The sequence below is a fragment of the Providencia sp. PROV033 genome, assembly GCF_028484855.1.
Taxonomy (GTDB): Bacteria; Pseudomonadota; Gammaproteobacteria; order Enterobacterales; family Enterobacteriaceae; genus Providencia; species Providencia alcalifaciens.
This window is the reverse complement of sequence record NZ_JAMPSW010000018.1, coordinates 1-17926: the sequence shown is the minus strand read 5'-3', so window position 1 is coordinate 17926 and position 17926 is coordinate 1. Positions and strand designations below refer to the sequence as shown.

The 17926-nt window shown below is 41.5% G+C and carries 17 protein-coding genes; 14 read left to right on the top strand and 3 right to left on the bottom strand.

Features of this window, described 5'->3' with window-relative positions; all coding sequences use genetic code 11:
- Nucleotides 1-7: 7 nt before the first annotated feature.
- The 7 genes from rmuC to tatC all read left to right on the top strand — a co-directional run bounded on the left by rmuC (nt 8) and on the right by tatC (nt 6164).
- Entirely contained in the window at nt 8-1363 is a 1356-nt protein-coding gene (rmuC, locus tag PSF16_RS05030) for a DNA recombination protein RmuC (RefSeq protein ID WP_006658337.1), read from the top strand.
- A gap of 75 nt (nt 1364-1438) precedes the next feature.
- Nucleotides 1439-2194, top strand: coding sequence for a bifunctional demethylmenaquinone methyltransferase/2-methoxy-6-polyprenyl-1,4-benzoquinol methylase UbiE (ubiE, locus tag PSF16_RS05025; protein WP_006658338.1), 756 nt, complete (start codon nt 1439-1441; stop codon nt 2192-2194).
- Between the two features lies 1 nt (nt 2195).
- Entirely contained in the window at nt 2196-2849 is a 654-nt protein-coding gene (locus tag PSF16_RS05020; protein ID WP_006658339.1) for a ubiquinone biosynthesis accessory factor UbiJ, read from the top strand.
- On the top strand, nt 2836-4470 hold the full coding sequence (ubiB, locus tag PSF16_RS05015; protein ID WP_272688899.1) for a ubiquinone biosynthesis regulatory protein kinase UbiB: 1635 nt from the start codon (nt 2836-2838) through the stop codon (nt 4468-4470). Before PSF16_RS05020 ends, ubiB begins: the two co-directional genes overlap by 14 nt.
- A 113-nt stretch (nt 4471-4583) precedes the next feature.
- The gene (tatA, locus tag PSF16_RS05010) at nt 4584-4865 is read left to right on the top strand and encodes a twin-arginine translocase TatA/TatE family subunit (RefSeq protein ID WP_272688898.1); all 282 of its coding nucleotides are present in this window, start codon (nt 4584-4586) and stop codon (nt 4863-4865) included.
- Nucleotides 4866-4868: 3 nt separating this feature from the next.
- Entirely contained in the window at nt 4869-5405 is a 537-nt protein-coding gene (gene tatB, locus PSF16_RS05005; RefSeq protein WP_006658342.1) for a Sec-independent protein translocase protein TatB, read from the top strand.
- A 3-nt stretch (nt 5406-5408) separates the two neighbouring features.
- Nucleotides 5409-6164 (top strand): Sec-independent protein translocase subunit TatC, encoded by a 756-nt coding sequence (gene tatC / locus PSF16_RS05000; protein WP_006658343.1) that lies wholly within the window; start codon nt 5409-5411, stop codon nt 6162-6164.
- An 86-nt stretch (nt 6165-6250) separates the two neighbouring features.
- Here tatC and rfaH read toward each other — a convergent pair whose 3' ends face one another.
- Nucleotides 6251-6745, bottom strand: a complete 495-nt coding sequence (rfaH, locus tag PSF16_RS04995; protein WP_006663282.1) for a transcription/translation regulatory transformer protein RfaH — start codon at nt 6743-6745, stop codon at nt 6251-6253.
- 172 nt (nt 6746-6917) lie between these two features.
- On the opposite strand from rfaH, the gene pepE reads away from it, so the two are divergent.
- The 3 genes from pepE to fre all read left to right on the top strand — a co-directional run bounded on the left by pepE (nt 6918) and on the right by fre (nt 9939).
- Nucleotides 6918-7643: a dipeptidase PepE gene (gene pepE, locus PSF16_RS04990; protein ID WP_006658345.1), complete on the top strand. Its 726-nt coding sequence runs from the start codon at nt 6918-6920 to the stop codon at nt 7641-7643.
- 111 nt (nt 7644-7754) lie between these two features.
- The gene (gene ubiD / locus PSF16_RS04985) at nt 7755-9227 is read left to right on the top strand and encodes a 4-hydroxy-3-polyprenylbenzoate decarboxylase (protein WP_006658346.1); all 1473 of its coding nucleotides are present in this window, start codon (nt 7755-7757) and stop codon (nt 9225-9227) included.
- Between the two features lie 10 nt (nt 9228-9237).
- Nucleotides 9238-9939, top strand: coding sequence for an NAD(P)H-flavin reductase (gene fre, locus PSF16_RS04980; RefSeq protein ID WP_006663281.1), 702 nt, complete (start codon nt 9238-9240; stop codon nt 9937-9939).
- A 269-nt stretch (nt 9940-10208) separates the two neighbouring features.
- Here fre and fadA read toward each other — a convergent pair whose 3' ends face one another.
- Nucleotides 10209-11375, bottom strand: a complete 1167-nt coding sequence (fadA, locus tag PSF16_RS04975; protein WP_006663280.1) for an acetyl-CoA C-acyltransferase FadA — start codon at nt 11373-11375, stop codon at nt 10209-10211.
- Between the two features lie 4 nt (nt 11376-11379).
- Nucleotides 11380-13572, bottom strand: a complete 2193-nt coding sequence (gene fadB / locus PSF16_RS04970; RefSeq protein WP_272688897.1) for a fatty acid oxidation complex subunit alpha FadB — start codon at nt 13570-13572, stop codon at nt 11380-11382.
- Between the two features lie 258 nt (nt 13573-13830).
- On the opposite strand from fadB, the gene pepQ reads away from it, so the two are divergent.
- From pepQ to hemG, 4 genes are read left to right on the top strand one after another with little or no spacing between them, the layout of a single operon-like run.
- On the top strand, nt 13831-15165 hold the full coding sequence (gene pepQ, locus PSF16_RS04965; protein ID WP_006658350.1) for a Xaa-Pro dipeptidase: 1335 nt from the start codon (nt 13831-13833) through the stop codon (nt 15163-15165).
- Nucleotides 15165-15791 carry an IMPACT family protein gene (locus PSF16_RS04960; protein WP_006658351.1) on the top strand — a complete coding sequence of 209 codons (627 nt, stop codon included), beginning with the start codon at nt 15165-15167 and terminating at the stop codon, nt 15789-15791. Before pepQ ends, PSF16_RS04960 begins: the two co-directional genes overlap by 1 nt.
- Before the next feature lie 15 nt (nt 15792-15806).
- Nucleotides 15807-17258: a Trk system potassium transporter TrkH gene (trkH, locus tag PSF16_RS04955; protein ID WP_006663278.1), complete on the top strand. Its 1452-nt coding sequence runs from the start codon at nt 15807-15809 to the stop codon at nt 17256-17258.
- 47 nt (nt 17259-17305) lie between these two features.
- Nucleotides 17306-17830, top strand: a complete 525-nt coding sequence (hemG, locus tag PSF16_RS04950) for a menaquinone-dependent protoporphyrinogen IX dehydrogenase (protein ID WP_036959764.1) — start codon at nt 17306-17308, stop codon at nt 17828-17830.
- Nucleotides 17831-17926: the final 96 nt, after the last annotated feature.

The following is a 17926-nucleotide window of genomic DNA, read 5'->3' as shown; positions in this document are numbered from 1 at the left end:
TGGATTCGTGGATACCTCTCTTTTATATGCAATTATTGGCGCCTTAAGTGGCATTTTGGTCGGCGGTTTAGCGGTCTGGTTTTCTATTGTCCAAAAAATAGCGGGGAAAGAGCGAGAGCTACAAGAGGTATACCGTCAATTGGCCGCGAGCGATGAGAAAAATGTACATTTGGCTCAATGGAAAGAGGAATGTGACAAGCTTGACCAAGAGCTACGTACACAGCGGGACATTAACCGTGAACAAGAGGCTGAGCTGCGAGAGGTGATGACTCGCTTTGAACAAGCTCAACTGGCGAACGAAGAGAAACAGCGAATTTTGCAAAATAGTGAGCAGCGCCTCACGGCACAGTTTGAAAATTTAGCTAATCGTATATTTGAGCAGAACGAACGGCGTGCTTCTGAGCAACATCAGAAAAACTTAATGGCGATGTTGTCACCTTTTCGTGAACAACTTGAAGGGTTTCGCCAACAAGTACAACAAAGTTATGGTGAAGAGGCAAAAGAGCGTCATACGCTAACCTATGAGATTCGCCAGTTACAGCAACTGAATAATCAAATGACCAAAGAAGCGGTCAACTTAACACGAGCTTTAAAGGGCGATAATAAAATTCAAGGGAATTGGGGCGAAACCATTTTAACTCGGATTTTAGAGGTATCGGGTTTGCGCCGCGGTAGTGAATTTGAAACACAAGTCAGTATCAATACGGGCTATAATAGCCGCTACCAGCCAGATGTCATCATTCATCTTCCTGAAGGCAAAGATGTCGTTGTTGACGCAAAAATGTCGTTGGTCGCTTATGAACATTACTTTAATAGTGATGACCCAGAACAGCAGCAGCAAGGTATCAAAGATCATGTGGCATCCATTCGGAACCATATGAAAATGTTAAGCCGTAAAGATTATCATCAGTTACCAGGGGTTCGCTCTTTGGACTATGTGCTCATGTTTATCCCTATAGAGCCTGCATATTTATTAGCATTAAAAGAAGCTCCTGAGCTACTTGATGAAGGATTAAAACTGAATATCATGTTGGTCTGTCCATCCACATTGTTGGTGGCAGTACGTACCATTAATAATTTGTGGCGATATGAACGGCAAGAGCAAAATGCGCAAGAAATCGCCGATAGAGCCGCTAAAATGTACGATAAACTGCGTTTGTTTATCGATGATATGCAGGTATTAGGTTCTAGCCTAGAAAAAGCAAATCACACATATTCATCAGCTATGAAGCGTCTTGCTGAAGGTCGAGGTAATTTGCTAGCTCAGGCAGAAAGTTTTAAAGAGTTAGGCGTGGAAGTTAAGCAATCTATAGACCCTCAGCTAGCAGAGCGGGCTGACAAGTCTAATTGTGCGGAATCTTAGAGTTATAATAGGGTTTTCACTCAAAGGCTGTTACACTTCTCAAAAAAGTTTGAACGATTAACAGGCATAATAGAAATGACCGAACCAACAAAAGAAACCATTGATTTTGGTTTCCGTACTGTAGAGAAAGAAGAAAAAGCTGGCCTCGTAGCAAATGTTTTTCACTCTGTAGCCTCTAAATATGACCTGATGAATGACTTAATGTCTTTTGGTATTCATCGCATTTGGAAACGTTTCACAATCGAAGCGAGTGGTGTGCGTCGTAATCAACGCGTGCTTGACCTTGCGGGTGGAACGGGTGACCTCACTGCAAAATTCTCTCGCCTTGTTGGCGAAAAAGGCGAAGTGGTTCTCGCAGATATCAACGACTCTATGTTAAAAATGGGACGTGAAAAACTGCGTGATTTAGGCATTGTCGGTAATGTTAATTACGTACAAGCTAATGCGGAAGAGTTACCATTCCCTGATAACTATTTTGATTGTATTACCATCTCGTTTGGCTTACGCAACGTGACAGACAAAGACAAAGCTCTGCGTTCTATGTTCCGCGTTCTCAAACCAGGTGGACGCCTATTAGTGCTTGAGTTCTCTAAGCCAGTTATTGAACCTTTGAATAAAGCTTATGATGCATACTCATTCCACATTCTACCGCGTATTGGTCAAGCGATTGTGAATGACCCTGAGAGCTATCGTTACTTAGCTGAGTCCATCCGTATGCACCCAAATCAAGAAACCTTGAAAGGGATGATGGAAAATGCAGGTTTCGAGCAAGTCTCTTATGACAATATGACTGGCGGTATTGTTGCATTACATAAAGGGTTTAAATTCTAAGATGGAAGCACCATCAGCGCATATTGAAAATCCCAATACTGTTTTGTATTCCGTAATGACAGCATTCATGGAAACATCCTTGAACCATATGTTGTTCAAGGAAAAAGTGCTACAACCAGCAAGAATGCGTTTAGCGGGTAAAGTGATGGGAATTGAGCTCAAAGAGCTGAATAAAACCCTAACATTAGTTTTTGCTGAAAATCATGTTGATGTTTTAAGTGAATGGCAAGAACCCGCAGACTGTACCATTAAAACATCGCTATTTACCTTGATTAAGCTGAAAGATAAGCAGCAGCTTTCACAGTTAATCAATCACGGTGATATTGTGATTGAAGGCGATATGCAGATTGTGCAGCACTGGTCGTCATTATTGGATTTAGCGATCTGGAATCCAGCACACTATTTATCCCCTTATATTGGTGATATTGCTGCAGAAGGTATTAGTAAAGTATTGGGCAAAGGGGCGTGTCTTGCTTCCCGATTAGTTAGCCGCCAAAAAACTTACGTTAAAGACATTATTCTGGAAGAGTGGAAAATGGCGCCTAGCCAGCTGGAATTAGTGCACTTTAGCGATGAAGTTGAGCAAGTTTCAAATTCAATGAGTCAATTAGAACAGCGACTCAATCAGTTGGAGGAGAAGAATGTCTCCCGGTGAAATAAAACGCCTTTACTTCATTATTCGGGTTTTTCTCTCTTATGGACTAGATGAGCTGATTCCTAAAATTAAGCTGACATTGCCTTTAAGAATTGGGCGATTAGGTTTTTTTTGGATCAAAAATAAACACAAAGATAAAGATCTTGGTGAGCGCCTACGTTTGGCGCTGCAGGAGTTGGGGCCAGTTTGGATCAAATTTGGTCAAATGCTTTCGACTCGCCGAGATTTATTTCCCCCTACCATTGCCGATCAACTTTCATTATTACAAGATAAAGTCGCAAGTTTCGACGGTAAGTTAGCGCGTCGCTATATTGAGGAATCGCTTGGCGGACCGTTAGAACAATGGTTTGATAATTTTGATGAGCAAGCTTTGGCGTCAGCATCTATTGCCCAAGTGCATACAGCCATATTAAAAGAGAATGGCAAAGACGTTGTTTTAAAAGTCATTCGCCCAGATATCCTGCCAGTTATCAAAGCAGATATTAAGTTGATGTACCGAATTGCTAATTGGGTTCCACTTCTTCCAGATGGACGACGTTTACGCCCAAAAGAAGTTGTTCGTGAGTACGAAAAAACGTTAATTGATGAATTAAATTTACTTCGTGAATCCGCGAATGCAATTCAACTTCGTCGTAATTTTGAAAACAGCGCCATGCTGTATATTCCCGAGGTTTATCCAGACTATTGTCGTGAAAACGTGATGGTGATGGAGCGTATTTATGGTATTCCTGTTTCCGATATTGCGGCTTTAGAAGCTCAGGGAACCAACATGAAATTGTTGGCGGAAAGAGGCGTAAAAGTCTTCTTTACCCAAGTATTTCGTGACAGTTTCTTTCATGCAGATATGCATCCCGGCAATATTTTTGTTAGCTATGAACACCCTGAAGACCCTCTCTATATAGGAATTGACTGCGGAATTGTGGGTTCTCTCAATAAAGAAGACAAACGCTATTTAGCTGAAAACTTTATTGCCTTCTTTAATCGTGATTACCGTAAAGTGGCTGAGCTGCATGTCGATTCTGGTTGGGTTCCCGCAGATACCAACGTTGAAGATTTTGAATTTGCCATTCGCACTGTTTGCGAACCTATTTTTGAAAAACCATTGGCGGAAATTTCATTTGGGCATGTGTTATTGAACCTGTTCAATACCGCTCGTCGCTTTAATATGGAAGTTCAACCACAGTTAGTGTTATTACAAAAAACCTTATTGTATGTTGAAGGGCTTGGTCGTCAGCTATACCCACAACTGGATTTATGGAAAACGGCAAAGCCATTCTTAGAAGATTGGATTCATAGCCAAGTAGGGCTTCCTGCAATCACTAAAGCGTTAAAAGAGAAAGCGCCTTATTGGGCAGAAAAAATACCAGAAATCCCCGATTTAATTTATGGGGCATTAAAACAGCATCGATTCTTGCAGTCTAATATTGATCAGCTTACTCAAGAGTTAAAGCATCAACGCACGAAACAACGTAAATCACAGTATTTATTAGGAATTGGGGCAACTTTCATTCTTTGTGGTAGCTTATTCTTTATTTCTGACTTAACTCGAATTGCAGCAGCATTTATGGCTGTGGGTGCATTGTCGTGGCTTGTAGGTTGGTGTAAAGGAGAGGATAATTAAGTAGACTTTGTTTTGCGACAAGTTTATAAGGCTGTGATCATTTCCGTATTTAGCGTTGGTTGTATATAATAGAGTTAGTTACAATTGATCCCAAAACTATAGAGGTATTAACAATGGAATCAACATTTGCAATGGCTTCTTTCGGCAGCCCTTGGCAATTAATTATTATTGCTTTGCTTATTATTTTAATTTTCGGCACCAAAAAACTGCGTTCTTTAGGTTCCGATTTAGGTGAGTCACTGAAAGGCTTTAAAAAAGCAATGAGTGATGATGAAGCTGCAAAAGCAGAGCAAGAAAAGCAAGATGCTGATTTTGCAACCAAAAATATCACGGAACAACAGGCTGCTGAGAAAAAAGACAGCCCAGTTGAGAGCAAAAATAAAGAGCAGGGATAAACCGTGTTTGACATAGGTTTTAGTGAACTACTGCTAGTTGCAATCATCGGTCTTGTGGTATTGGGCCCTCAACGTCTACCAGTAGCAGTGAGAACTGTTGCTGGTTGGATTCGTGCTATGCGTTCTATGGCCACTAATGTCCAGAATGAACTATCACAAGAATTGAAATTGCAAGAACTGCAAGAGACTCTTAAAAAAGTCGAAGAGAAAGCAGGTTTGGAAACGCTTTCTCCGGAACTTAAAAAATCGATGGATGATTTGCGCCATGCTGCTTTGTCTTTACAAAGTGGTTATCAAGCAACAACCAACGACGTCCAATCTGAGTTGAACAAAGCAAAAGAGATCACAGAAAACTACGATGCAGCGGTAAAGGAATCCCATGCTAGTTCTTCGCAAACTCAAGAGTCAGACCCTGATCCTGAGTATGCTGCTAAGATGGCTGCGGTTGTTGAAGAAAAAACAGCTTCAACAGCACCAACAGACTCTAAGCCACTCGATGCTAAAGTAACAAACTCCAATCAAACAGAAAGTGAAAAATAACACATGGCTGTCAATGATGCTCAACCACTTATTAGCCACCTGATTGAACTTAGAAAGCGGCTACTAAACTGTTTGATTACGGTATTAATCGTCTTTGCGGCGCTGGCTTATTTTTCAAATGATATTTATCGCCTTGTTGCTGCGCCTTTGATTGATAAGCTACCTGTTGGCTCTCAAATGAGTGCGACAGATGTAGCATCGACGTTTTTTACCCCAATTAAACTGACCATGATGGTATCTGTGTTTATTTCGATACCTGTCATTTTGTACCAGATTTGGGCTTTCATCGCGCCTGCGTTATATAAGCATGAGCGTCGGTTAATGCTGCCACTGCTGGTTTCAAGTAGCTTCCTATTCTATTTAGGAATGGCATTTGCTTATTTTGTGGTATTCCCGTTAGCTTTTGGTTTCTTTGTAAAAACAACACCAGATAGCGTTAACTTTATACCTGATATCAGTAAGTACCTCAGTTTTGTCATGACATTATTTCTGGCATTTGGGGCTGCATTTGAAGTGCCAATAGCGATAATTTTATTATGCTGGACTGGCGTAACGACACCTGAATCTCTCAGACGTAAGCGTCCATATATCTTAGTGGGTGCATTTATTGTCGGGATGTTCCTGACTCCTCCAGATGTACTATCACAAACTTTACTTGCGGTACCAATGTACTTGCTATTTGAGCTTGGGGTCTTACTATCTAATTTCTATGTTGGCAAAGGTCGACGTAGAGATGAAGATGAGGAGCCAGAAGAATAGCCATAGTAGGCGACTCTTGTGAAAAAAAGCCCATTTAAGCAATGGGCTTTTTTTATGTGTTCAATATTTAAATATGATGCCAAAGTCTACTCAATAGCTTTTTTAAATTGAGTATTATCAATGACTTTTTCAACCGTGGTATTTAATATATTGAGCAAGAGGATTGAACGAGATTCGCCATTAGGTTCATTAAAAATAGCGTTAACACCTGCAAAAATACCTTCAGTAATCACAACATTATCTCCATGGGAAGGGAGGTCCGGTGATTGGGTATGGCTGATAGGTGTTTGCTGTATCAGCTCAATAATCTCTTCGGGAACTTCAGCGGGTAATGCACCGAAGCGAATAAAATGGCTGACCCCTCGGGTAGATTGGATCGTTGTTGTATGAATTTGCTCATGATCGAACTTAACAAACAGGTAATTAGGAAACAGCGCTTCAGTGACAACCGTACGCTTTCCACGAACGACTTTCTCCATTTCGGTCATGGGGGTCATACATGCCACATTTTGGCGAGTTAAATGTTCAACAGCCCTTTCCAATTGTCCTCGTTTGCAATACAGCAAATACCATTTTTCCATTTTTTGATCCCATCCAACAAATTTATGCTCATGATAACAAATTAAGGCATAAGAATGTGACTAATGATGAATGGCACAATATTATTCATGCACACAAGTATAGATTAATTCAGTAGTTACAAAATTAGCTATACGATAAACACAGCAGTTAATACTTTTTGTAGGAGACACCATGGATATCTTTTTACTGAGTAACGGCAAACTTTCCGGGAACCCTGTATGGCTAAGTTATGCATTGCCAAGAATCAATGAAATGATTGAACGTAAAAACATTAAGTCAGCAGTATTGGTACCGTATGCTGTTTTACGTGGTTCTCATGATGAGCGAGCGGAGCAATTGAGCGATGCTTTAGGTATTAAAGTGACTTCGATTGAGCATTTCGAAAGCCCTGTAGAAGCGATTGAACAAGCCGAATGTATTCTGGTGAGTGGTGGTAATACATGGTGGTTAAATAAATGCTTACATGAGAATGGGCTAATAGTCGCAATTCAACGTGCTGTACGTGAACGTGGTGTACCTTATATTGGTTGGAGCGCAGGTTGTAATGTAGCGACCCCAAGTATCAGAACAACAAATGATATGCCAGTAAGCAACGCCGTAATTATGCCGTCTCTGGGGCTATTCCCAATGCAAATAAACCCTCATTATATCGATGCTCATATTTCTGGGCACATGGGCGAAACCCGTGATGAGCGTTTACAAGAGTTCTGTGTTATCAACCCTCATGAGGTTGTTGTTGCATTACGTGAAGGGAGCGGATTGCAGATTAAAGGAAATGAGCTGAGTTACTTCAGTGGCAAAAATGAAGGCTTTAAACTGTTTCAGCACAACAAAACATTCCCTGAGCAATTTGATACCGTATCATTAAAGGAACATGTTCCGTTTGATTGCAAGTAAAGTGATATACTTGAACTGAACATCTTGATTATTAAGTATGTTTAACAGTAACTTGTAACCTTGGCTGGGAACCTTATAATGAGGTTCCCCCTGTAATAGTAAAAGAAGATAATGAAATACCGTGACCTTAGAGATTTCATCGCGCAGCTTGAAAAGCAAGGCGAATTAAAACGCATTACGATGGAAGTCGATCCTTACTTGGAGATGACTGAAATCGCAGATCGTACACTAAGAGCAGGGGGACCAGCCTTATTATTCGAAAACCCTAAAGGCTATAACATGCCTGTCTTATGTAACTTGTTTGGTACAACTAAACGCGTTGCCATGGGAATGGGGCAAGAAGACATTAAAGCATTGCATGATGTGGGCAAGTTACTCGCTTTCTTGAAAGAGCCAGATCCTCCGAAGGGGTTCCGTGACTTAATGGATAAGTTACCGAAATTCAAGCAAGTGCTGAATATGCCAGCTAAACGCTTAAGCTCTGCACCTTGTCAGGAAGAGATTTGGGCTGGAGATGATGTTGATTTAACAAAAATCCCCGTTATGCATTGTTGGCCTGAAGATGCAGCACCCTTGATTACTTGGGGGTTGACTGTGACCAAAGGTCCTCATAAAGAACGCCAAAATTTAGGCATCTATCGCCAGCAAGTGCTGGGTAAGAACAAAGTGATTATGCGCTGGTTGTCTCATCGTGGTGGCGCATTAGATTTCCAAGAATGGTGCCAAGCTCACCCCGGTGAGAGATTCCCTGTCGCTGTCGCATTGGGGGCTGATCCTGCAACAATTTTAGGTGCGGTGACGCCTGTTCCAGATACCTTATCTGAATATGCATTTGCAGGATTGCTCCGTGGCAATAAAACGGAAGTAGTGAAATGTATTTCTAATGATTTAGAAGTACCAGCAGGGGCTGAAATCATTCTTGAAGGGTATATTGAACCGGGAGAGATGGCACCGGAAGGTCCTTATGGTGACCACACTGGTTATTATAATGAAATTGATGATTTCCCAGTGTTTACTGTTACCCACGTCACTCAGCGCCGTGATGCAATATATCACTCGACTTATACAGGGCGCCCGCCGGATGAGCCTGCGGTATTAGGGGAAGCCCTGAACGAAGTTCTAGTTCCTATTTTACAGAAACAGTTCCCTGAGATAGTCGATTTCTATTTACCACCAGAGGGTTGCTCGTATCGTCTGGCTGTCGTTACCATGAAAAAACAGTATGCAGGACACGCAAAAAGAGTAATGATGGGAGTCTGGTCTTACCTGCGTCAGTTTATGTACACTAAGTTTGTCATTGTCTGTGATGATGACATCAATGCTCGTGATTGGAAGGATGTTATTTGGGCGATTACAACGCGCATGGATCCCGCTCGTGACACCGTGATGATGGAAAATACACCGATTGATTATCTTGATTTTGCATCACCAATTTCCGGATTAGGTTCCAAAATGGGCATGGATGCGACCAATAAATGGCCGGGAGAAACCAATCGAGAATGGGGACGCCCTATTGTCATGACTCAGAGTGTTAAGTCCCGTGTGGATGACATCTGGGAACAGTTAAATATTATTGAAAAGTAAGAGGAAAACCATGGCAACTTTGAGCTGTAAAGTCACATCTGTTGAATCAATCACGGATACAGTTTATCGGGTTATTTTGTTGCCAGATGGTCCTTTTCACTTTAAAGCTGGTCAGTATTTAATGGTCGTTATGGATGAAAGAGACAAGCGACCATTCTCCATGGCCTCTACGCCTGAAAATAATCAATCTATTGAGCTACATATCGGTGCATCGGAATTCAATTTATACGCAATGGCTGTAATGGATCGTATTTTAGAACAGCAACGTATTGATATTGATATCCCTCACGGAAAAGCATGGTTTCGTGAAAATAGCTCAAATCCAATGATCTTGATTGCGGGTGGTACTGGCTTCTCCTATACCCATTCTATTTTGCTGGCAGCCCTTGCTGAAAATCCTCAACGTGACATTACTTTTTATTGGGGTGGGCGTCAGTTAGAACATCTGTATGATTTGGGAGAGCTTCAAGCTATTAGTGAACGATATCCAAATCTGAAAGTGATCCCTGTTGTTGAACAGCCTGATGAGAATTGGCGCGGAAGAACGGGAACTGTCTTGAGCACGGTATTAGAAGATTTCGGTGATTTGTCAGGTCATGATATCTATATTGCAGGTCGTTTTGAGATGGCGAAGATTGCACGGGATAGGTTTTGTGGTGAGCGGAATGCAAAGGCAACTCAATTGTTTGGTGATGCCTTCGATTTTCTATAACGCGTCATCTTTCAAGTTGTAGGGGGGCTTCATAAAGCTACCCTATCACATACTCCAGTATGCTCAAGAGATAGCTTTACTTGCCGCCTACACTTGCCGCCTACCTGTGACTTGAACTATTTAGTGGATGTATGGAGTTGTATTTAACATTCGAATTGATTGATTTTTCGATTTTGACTGAGCTGATTTTGCTGTTTTGAAGATAAAAAAATCCCGCCCCTGACTAGGCGGGAACATTGCAAGATACGACAATGTAACGGCAAAATGAATTAAACGCGTTCAATAATTGTGGCAATACCTTGCCCAAATCCAATACACATTGTGGCTAATCCAAACTGCTTATCATGTTGTTCTAACTGATTAAGTAGTGCAGTTGTGATCCTAGCGCCCGAGCAACCGAGAGGGTGCCCTAAGGCAATTGCGCCACCACTCAAGTTTACTCTCTGGTCTACTTGGCTTTCTGAGATTTGTAATCCTTTCAAGCAGGCAATAGATTGCGCGGCAAACGCTTCATTAAGTTCAATGATATCAATATCATTTAGCGAAAGTCCTGCGCGTTTTAATGCCATTTCAGTGGCGGGAACAGGTCCAAAACCCATAATTGATGGATCGCAACCGACGACTGCCATTGCTCGAATTTTTGCGCGTGGTTTTAATTCATGCTGTTTGGCATAAGATTCACTGGCAAGTAGCATGGCTGAAGCGCCATCGGACAGTGCTGATGAATTGCCTGCGGTCACAGTGCCGCTCACAGGATCAAATGCTGGTCTTAAAGAAGCGAGACCTTCTAAACTGGCATCAAATCGGATCACTTCGTCATAGTTAACTGAAATGAGGTTACCGTCGGCATCGTGACCTGATATCGGAACGATTTCACGGCTAAATTTACCATTCTTAGTTGCAGATGCCGCACGTTGGTGAGATCTAAGCGCAAATGCATCTTGCTCTTCACGACTAATTTTGTACATTTTTGCTAGCATTTCGGCGGTTAAACCCATCGCTCCTGACGCTTTAGCTACGCGCAATGTTAATTTTGGATTGAAATCAATGCCGTGAGTCATTGGGACATGACCCATATGCTCAACGCCCCCAATCAAAACGGAATGGGCATCTCCAGTCATAATAAAACGGCTAGCATCGTGGATGGCTTGCATTGAAGACCCACATAGTCGGTTGACAGTGACAGCAGGAACGGTATGAGGAATGTCAGTCAACAGAGCGGCATTTTTTGCGATATTAAAACCTTGTTCTAATGTCTGCTGAACGCACCCCCAAATAATGTCATCTATTTCTTTCTTTCTCGCATTTGGATTGCGTTCGAAAATCGCATTCATCAAGTGTGCAGAGAGGTCTTCTGCTCTTACATGACGAAATACACCGCCTTTGGAACGGCCCATTGGTGTGCGTATACCATCAATAATGAAGACATTTTCCATAGGATTAACCTCTCGCAACTTTTTTGACATCGATAGCCACAACCGGTGGCTTCGGATAGTATCTAGCATTAGTCACCGCTTTTTCTTTCAATCCATCAGGAACTTGATAAAGCGGGCTTAAATGAGAATAGAATTCGGCAGTTTTAACGTAAGATTGGCTGCCAAGAGTATCTAGGTAGCAGAACACACCGCCGCGGAATGGAGGAAAGCCAAGACCATAAACTAGGGCAATATCAGCATCAGAAGGGCTTTGAATAATTCCCTCTTCTAGACAACGAACTACTTCATTCACCATTGGAGCCATCATTCGAGCAATAATTTCTTCTTTAGTGAATGAGCGTTTACTCTGACGAATAACGTTTAATAATTCATCGGTTTGCGGGTCATCAATTTTCTTTGGTTTTCCTTTTTTATCTTTTTCATATTGGTAAAAACCTTTGCCATTTTTTTGACCGAAACGTTGTTGCTCAAACATGATATCAATCGCGTTCTTACCAACTTTTTGCATACGCTGTGGGAAACCTTGAGCCATGACTTGTTCTGCATGAAATGCGGTATCAATACCGACAACATCAAGCAGATAAGCAGGCCCCATTGGCCAGCCAAACTCTTTCTCCATGATTTTATCGATTTCTCGAAAATCTGCGCCATCCTGAAGCAATAAGTTAAACCCTGCAAAATAAGGGAATAGGACTCGGTTAACGAAAAAGCCAGGGCAGTCATTTACAACGATAGGGGTTTTTCCCATTTTATACACATAAGAAACTACTTTTGCGATAGTGCTATCACTGGTTTTTTTGCCCCGAATGATTTCTACCAATGGCATGCGGTGTACAGGGTTGAAAAAATGCATACCACAGAAGTTTTCTGGGCGTTTTAATGAGTTAGCCAACTCTGTGATGGGGATGGTCGATGTGTTGGAAGCTAGTATCGTCTCTGAAGTAATTAATGATTCAACTTCAGATAATACAGCAGCTTTAATTTTTGGATTTTCAACAACAGCCTCAACGATGACTTGAGCGTTTTCAATACCAGCATAAGATAAAGAAGGATGAATAGAGGCTAACGTAGTTGCCATCTTATCTGCAGTGATTTTTCCTCTTTCAAATTGACCATTGAGAAGTTTTTTCGCCTCATTGACCCCTAAGTCTAATGACTTGTCACTGATATCTTTCATTAAGACGGGGACACCTTTACTTGCAGACTGATAAGCAATGCCACCGCCCATAATTCCCGCACCTAGAACGGCTGCTTGTGTAGGCGCCGTAGCGGAACCTGCAATTTTTTTACTGGTGGATTTAACGCTTTGGTCATTCAGGAAAACACTGACTAATGCGCGAGCTACATCACTATGAGCAAGAGGCACAAAAGCTGCTGTTTCGTGTTTTAATGCCTCTTCACGCGTACAATTAGCGGCTTTTTCTATCGTATTAACTGCGCTCATAGGTGCAGGATAATGTTTTCCGGCAACTTGATAGACCATCCCTTTGGCAACATTAAAGCTCATTGCTTGCTCAAGTGCGCTAAGTTTTAGTGGTTCAAGTTTAGGTTGACGCACCTGACGCCAGTCTAATGCGCCAGAGATTGCTTGCTCTATAATTTGCAAAGCTGCTTGAGGAAGCTTTTCTGTTTCAACCACCGCATCGACGAGTCCTAGCTTAAGTGCTTGTGGACCGCTAACATCTTTTCCCGCAGTGATAATTTCAAGGGCACTATCAAGACCAATGAGTCGAGGTAAACGTACGGAACCACCAAAGCCAGGCATAATTCCTAGTTTAGTTTCGGGTAAACCAATTCTGGCATCTGGTGAGGCAATTCTAAAATCTGTCGCGAGCACACACTCACATCCACCGCCTAGGGCATAACCATTAATTGCGCTAATAGTTGGAACAGGGAGATCTTCAAGGCGATTAAATATACTATTTGCGTAACCAAGCCAGTCACTGAGGGTTTCTTTGGATGCCTCGAATAGGGATAAAAATTCTTTGATATCTGCGCCAACAATAAACGCAGGTTTATCTGAGCGCAAAATAACGCCTTGTAAATCGCTTTGTTGTTCGAGTATTGCAACAGCTTCATCAAGTGAAGCGACGGTATGAGTATCCAATTTATTGATTGGTCCTGATGAATTAAACACCAGTTCTGCAATACCTTTTTTCAACCATTGAATAGAGATTGTCTCACTTTGATAAAGCATGCTGTTCTCCTTTACGTGGCAGGTTTATCTGGTATGACCAGATGAAATTTAGTGTGACGATAATGTTAATTAAATGCAAATGATTAATAACAAAATTGGAAGGCGGCTCACAGGAATTAAGGTAAATAAGACAGGATGAAAATGATATTTTTATTAATAATCAAAGTATTATTTGTGACATGTAATTGAGAGCATACACGTTATTATCAGAACGTGATAAGCTTGATTTTTCTAACTAATACTGAAAGGTTGAACGAAATGGAAAAACTGGCTGGACTCTACGCAGAACATATTAAAACGTTACAAAAAACGACTCAGCAAGTTTTACAACGCAGTAAATTAGATGCCATATTGATTCATTCAGGAGAACCCATTCGCATTTTTCTTGATGACAGTGATTACCCATTTAAGGTCAATCCACACTTCAAAGCTTGGGTTCCTGTGACGGATGTTCCGCATTCTTGGTTATTAGTAGATGGTGTGAATAAACCGAAACTATGGTTTTATTCTCCGGTTGATTATTGGCATAGCGTTGAACCTTTACCGACCAGCTTTTGGACAAAAGAAGTTGAACTCATTCATCTCAAAAATGCAGATGAAATCAAAGGTTTTTTAGCTAGCATTCAAAAAGACCATCTGGCATATATTGGCTCTTCTGCAACTAAAGCAGAGTCTCTAGGTATTTCTACTCACAATATTAATCCAAAACCGGTACTCGATTATTATCATTATCATCGCTCATATAAGACAGACTATGAGTTGTACTGTATGCGTGAAGCGCAAAAAATGGCAGTAAATGGACATTTATCTGCTTTTGAAGCTTTCCAAGCAGGCGCGAGTGAGTTTGATATTAATATTAGTTACTTAGAAGCAACTGGGCATCGTGATACAAATGTACCTTATGGAAACATTGTGGCGCTGAATGAAAACGCTGCTGTGCTCCACTATACTAAACTACAGCAAACAGCCCCTAGTGAATTACGCAGTTTCTTGATTGATGCTGGTGCGGAATATAACGGTTATGCCGCTGATATTACACGTACTTATGCTGCAAAAAGCAAAAGTGAGTTTGCAGAGTTAGTGGCAGATTTAAATGCAGAGCAACTTGCACTGATTGGTTCAATCAAAGCGGGTGTGCGCTACACTGATTACCATGTAGACATGCACCATCGTATTGCTAAATTACTGACGAAACATGGTATTGTGAAGGGCATCAGTGAAGATGCTATGGTTGAAAATGGCTTAACAACACCATTTCTACCACATGGTTTAGGTCATCCTTTAGGTCTGCAAGTTCATGATGTTGCTGGTTTTATGCAAGATGAAGATGGGACTCATTTAGCAGCACCCAAAATGTATCCATTCTTACGCTGCACTCGTATTTTAGAACCGAGAATGGTTTTAACGATTGAACCAGGTCTCTACTTTATTGAATCCTTGCTCTCATCATGGCGTACTGGTGAGTTTAGTCAGCACTTTAATTGGGATAAAATCGAGCACTTTAAGCCTTATGGTGGGATTCGTATTGAAGACAATATCGTCATTCATCATAACCATATTGAAAATATGACTCGAGATTTGCATTTACCGTAATGAAAGCGTATTCAATTCCGGCAGAAACGATCTCTTTTTCGGAAGAGATCAAAAAAAGCCGTTTTATTACCTACATCGCTCACACAGAGGGTATTGAAGCAGCAAAAGACTATATTCAGTCTATTAAAGCGCAATACCCCGATGCTCGGCACCATTGCTGGGCATTTGTGGCGGGTCGTCCCGATGATTCCCAACAGCTAGGTTTTTCCGATGATGGTGAACCAACGGGAACGGCAGGTAAACCCATTATGGCACAGTTACTCGGCAGCAATTTAGGTGAAATCACCTGCGTTGTTGTGCGTTATTTCGGTGGGATAAAGCTCGGAACTGGGGGGCTCGTTCGTGCGTATGGGAGTGGGGTGCAACAAGCACTTAAACTATTACCGACACAAACGAAAGTGCCTCAAAAAGTCTTCAACGTGGTATGTGACTACTCACTTATCAATGGTATTGAGCAATTATTAGCTCAGGTAAATGGTACTATATTACTCAGTGATTATAATGAGTCTGTATCTTTGCAAATTTCTATTCCTGCTACTTGTGAGCAGGAGGTCAATGATAAATTACGTGATATCAGTCGTGGTGAGGTAACTCTCTCAGAACCGTCACAAGAGCAAACAGTATAGCAAGGAACCGGCCGAATGCACTTTCGCGCAATAACTCGTATTGTCGGGTTACTCGTCATTATCTTTTCTTTTACTATGGTCATTCCTGGTATTGTCGCACTAATATATCGCGATGGTGCGGGACGAGCATTCAGTCAAACCTTTGTCACTGCATTATTAATTGGTCTTTTTTTATGGCTGCCAACACGTAATAGCAGACATGAATTAAAAGCGAAAGAAGGCTTTTTAATCGTTGTTCTATTCTGGACGGTGTTGGGAAGCGTCGGAGCGCTACCATTTATCTTCTCGGAAAAACCAAATTTATCTGTTACGGATGCATTTTTTGAGTCATTTTCGGGCTTAACTACGACAGGTGCAACAACCCTGACGGGATTAGACTCGCTTCCAAAAGCAATTTTATTCTATCGACAAATGCTTCAATGGCTTGGTGGGATGGGGATCATCGTACTCGCTGTGGCGATTTTGCCTCTGTTAGGTGTTGGGGGAATGCAGCTTTATCGAGCTGAAATGCCGGGACCTTTGAAAGATAATAAAATGCGTCCGCGTATAGCGGAAACGGCGAAAACCCTTTGGCTTATTTATGTTTTACTGACTATAGCGTGTGCAATTGCGCTATGGATCGCTGGCATGGATGTGTTCGATGCGATATCACACAGTTTTTCAACCATCGCGATCGGTGGGTTTTCTACCCATGATGCCAGCATAGGCTACTTTAATAGTCCAGCCATTAATACCATTATTGGCGTCTTTCTTATTATCTCGGGTTGTAACTTTGGTCTGCACTTTGCGGTTCTTACAGGAAGAAGTCTTGGAATTTATTGGCGTGACCCTGAGTTTAGAATGTTCATCAGTTTCCAGTTTGTTCTAGTCGTGATCTGTACCGCGGTGCTGATGTATCACTCCGTATATGCTGGCTTTGGGCAAACGCTGGATCAAGCTTTTTTCCAAGTTGTCTCAATGGCGACGACTGCTGGGTTTACAACAGACAGTTTTTCAGGGTGGCCGCTATTTTTGCCCATGCTTCTATTATGTGCCGCGTTTGTTGGGGGATGTGCAGGATCAACGGGTGGGGGCTTAAAAGTCATCCGTATTCTTTTACTATTCTTACAAGGTTCCCGTGAATTAAAACGATTAGTACATCCGAACGCTGTCTATACCATTAAGTTAGGGCAAAGAGCACTACCAGAAAGGATTATTGAAGCTGTTTGGGGATTCTTTTCCGCTTATGCTTTAGTTTTTGTTGTTAGCTTGCTGTTATTAATTGCAACGGGAGTCGATGAGTTTTCTGCGTTCTCTGCAATTGCTACGACATTAAATAACTTAGGTCCAGGATTAGGAACTGTTGCTGATAATTTCACGACGATGAATCCAGCGGGCAAATGGATCTTAGTAGTAACAATGTTATTTGGTCGTTTAGAAGTATTTACCTTATTAGTGTTATTGACTCCCACTTTTTGGCGTGAGTAACAAAATAGTCTGGCTAATATAATAGATAGTAACGATTAGGAAGAAAAATGAGTTACCTACTTTTGCACTCAAGTACTGACGGACAAACAAAAAAAATCATACTCAAAATGGCAGACCAATTACGCCGTTCCGGACGCGAGTGTGATATTCGAGATTTAAACTCAGATAAAAGCTTCAATTTATCTGCTTATGAGAAGGTGCTAGTGGGGGCTTCTATTCGTTATGGTCATTTCAATAAACAGCTAGTCCGTTTTGCTTCAACACACCAAAACCAACTGAATTCTATGAAAACGGGATTCTTCGCTGTAAATCTTACGGCAAGAAAAGAAGGCAAGAATACAGTTGAAACGAATGCTTACACGCGTAAGTTCTTGGAAAAGTGCCCATGGCAGCCAACTGTAAAGTCAGTTTTTGCTGGCGCACTGTTTTATCCCCGCTATAAATGGTTTGATAGAGTGATGATTCGGTTCATCATGAAAATGACGGATGGTCCTACAGACCCAAATACAGAAATTGAATATACCAATTGGGATAATGTTGCTGCGTTCGCAACAGAATTTGATAATCTTTAGCCTTATTTTTAAACAAACTGTGGTTGATTTGTACGATTTGTTTAAAAAGAAAACGGTCGAACAAAAATATTTAAAAAATACTTGCAGGATTTCTGC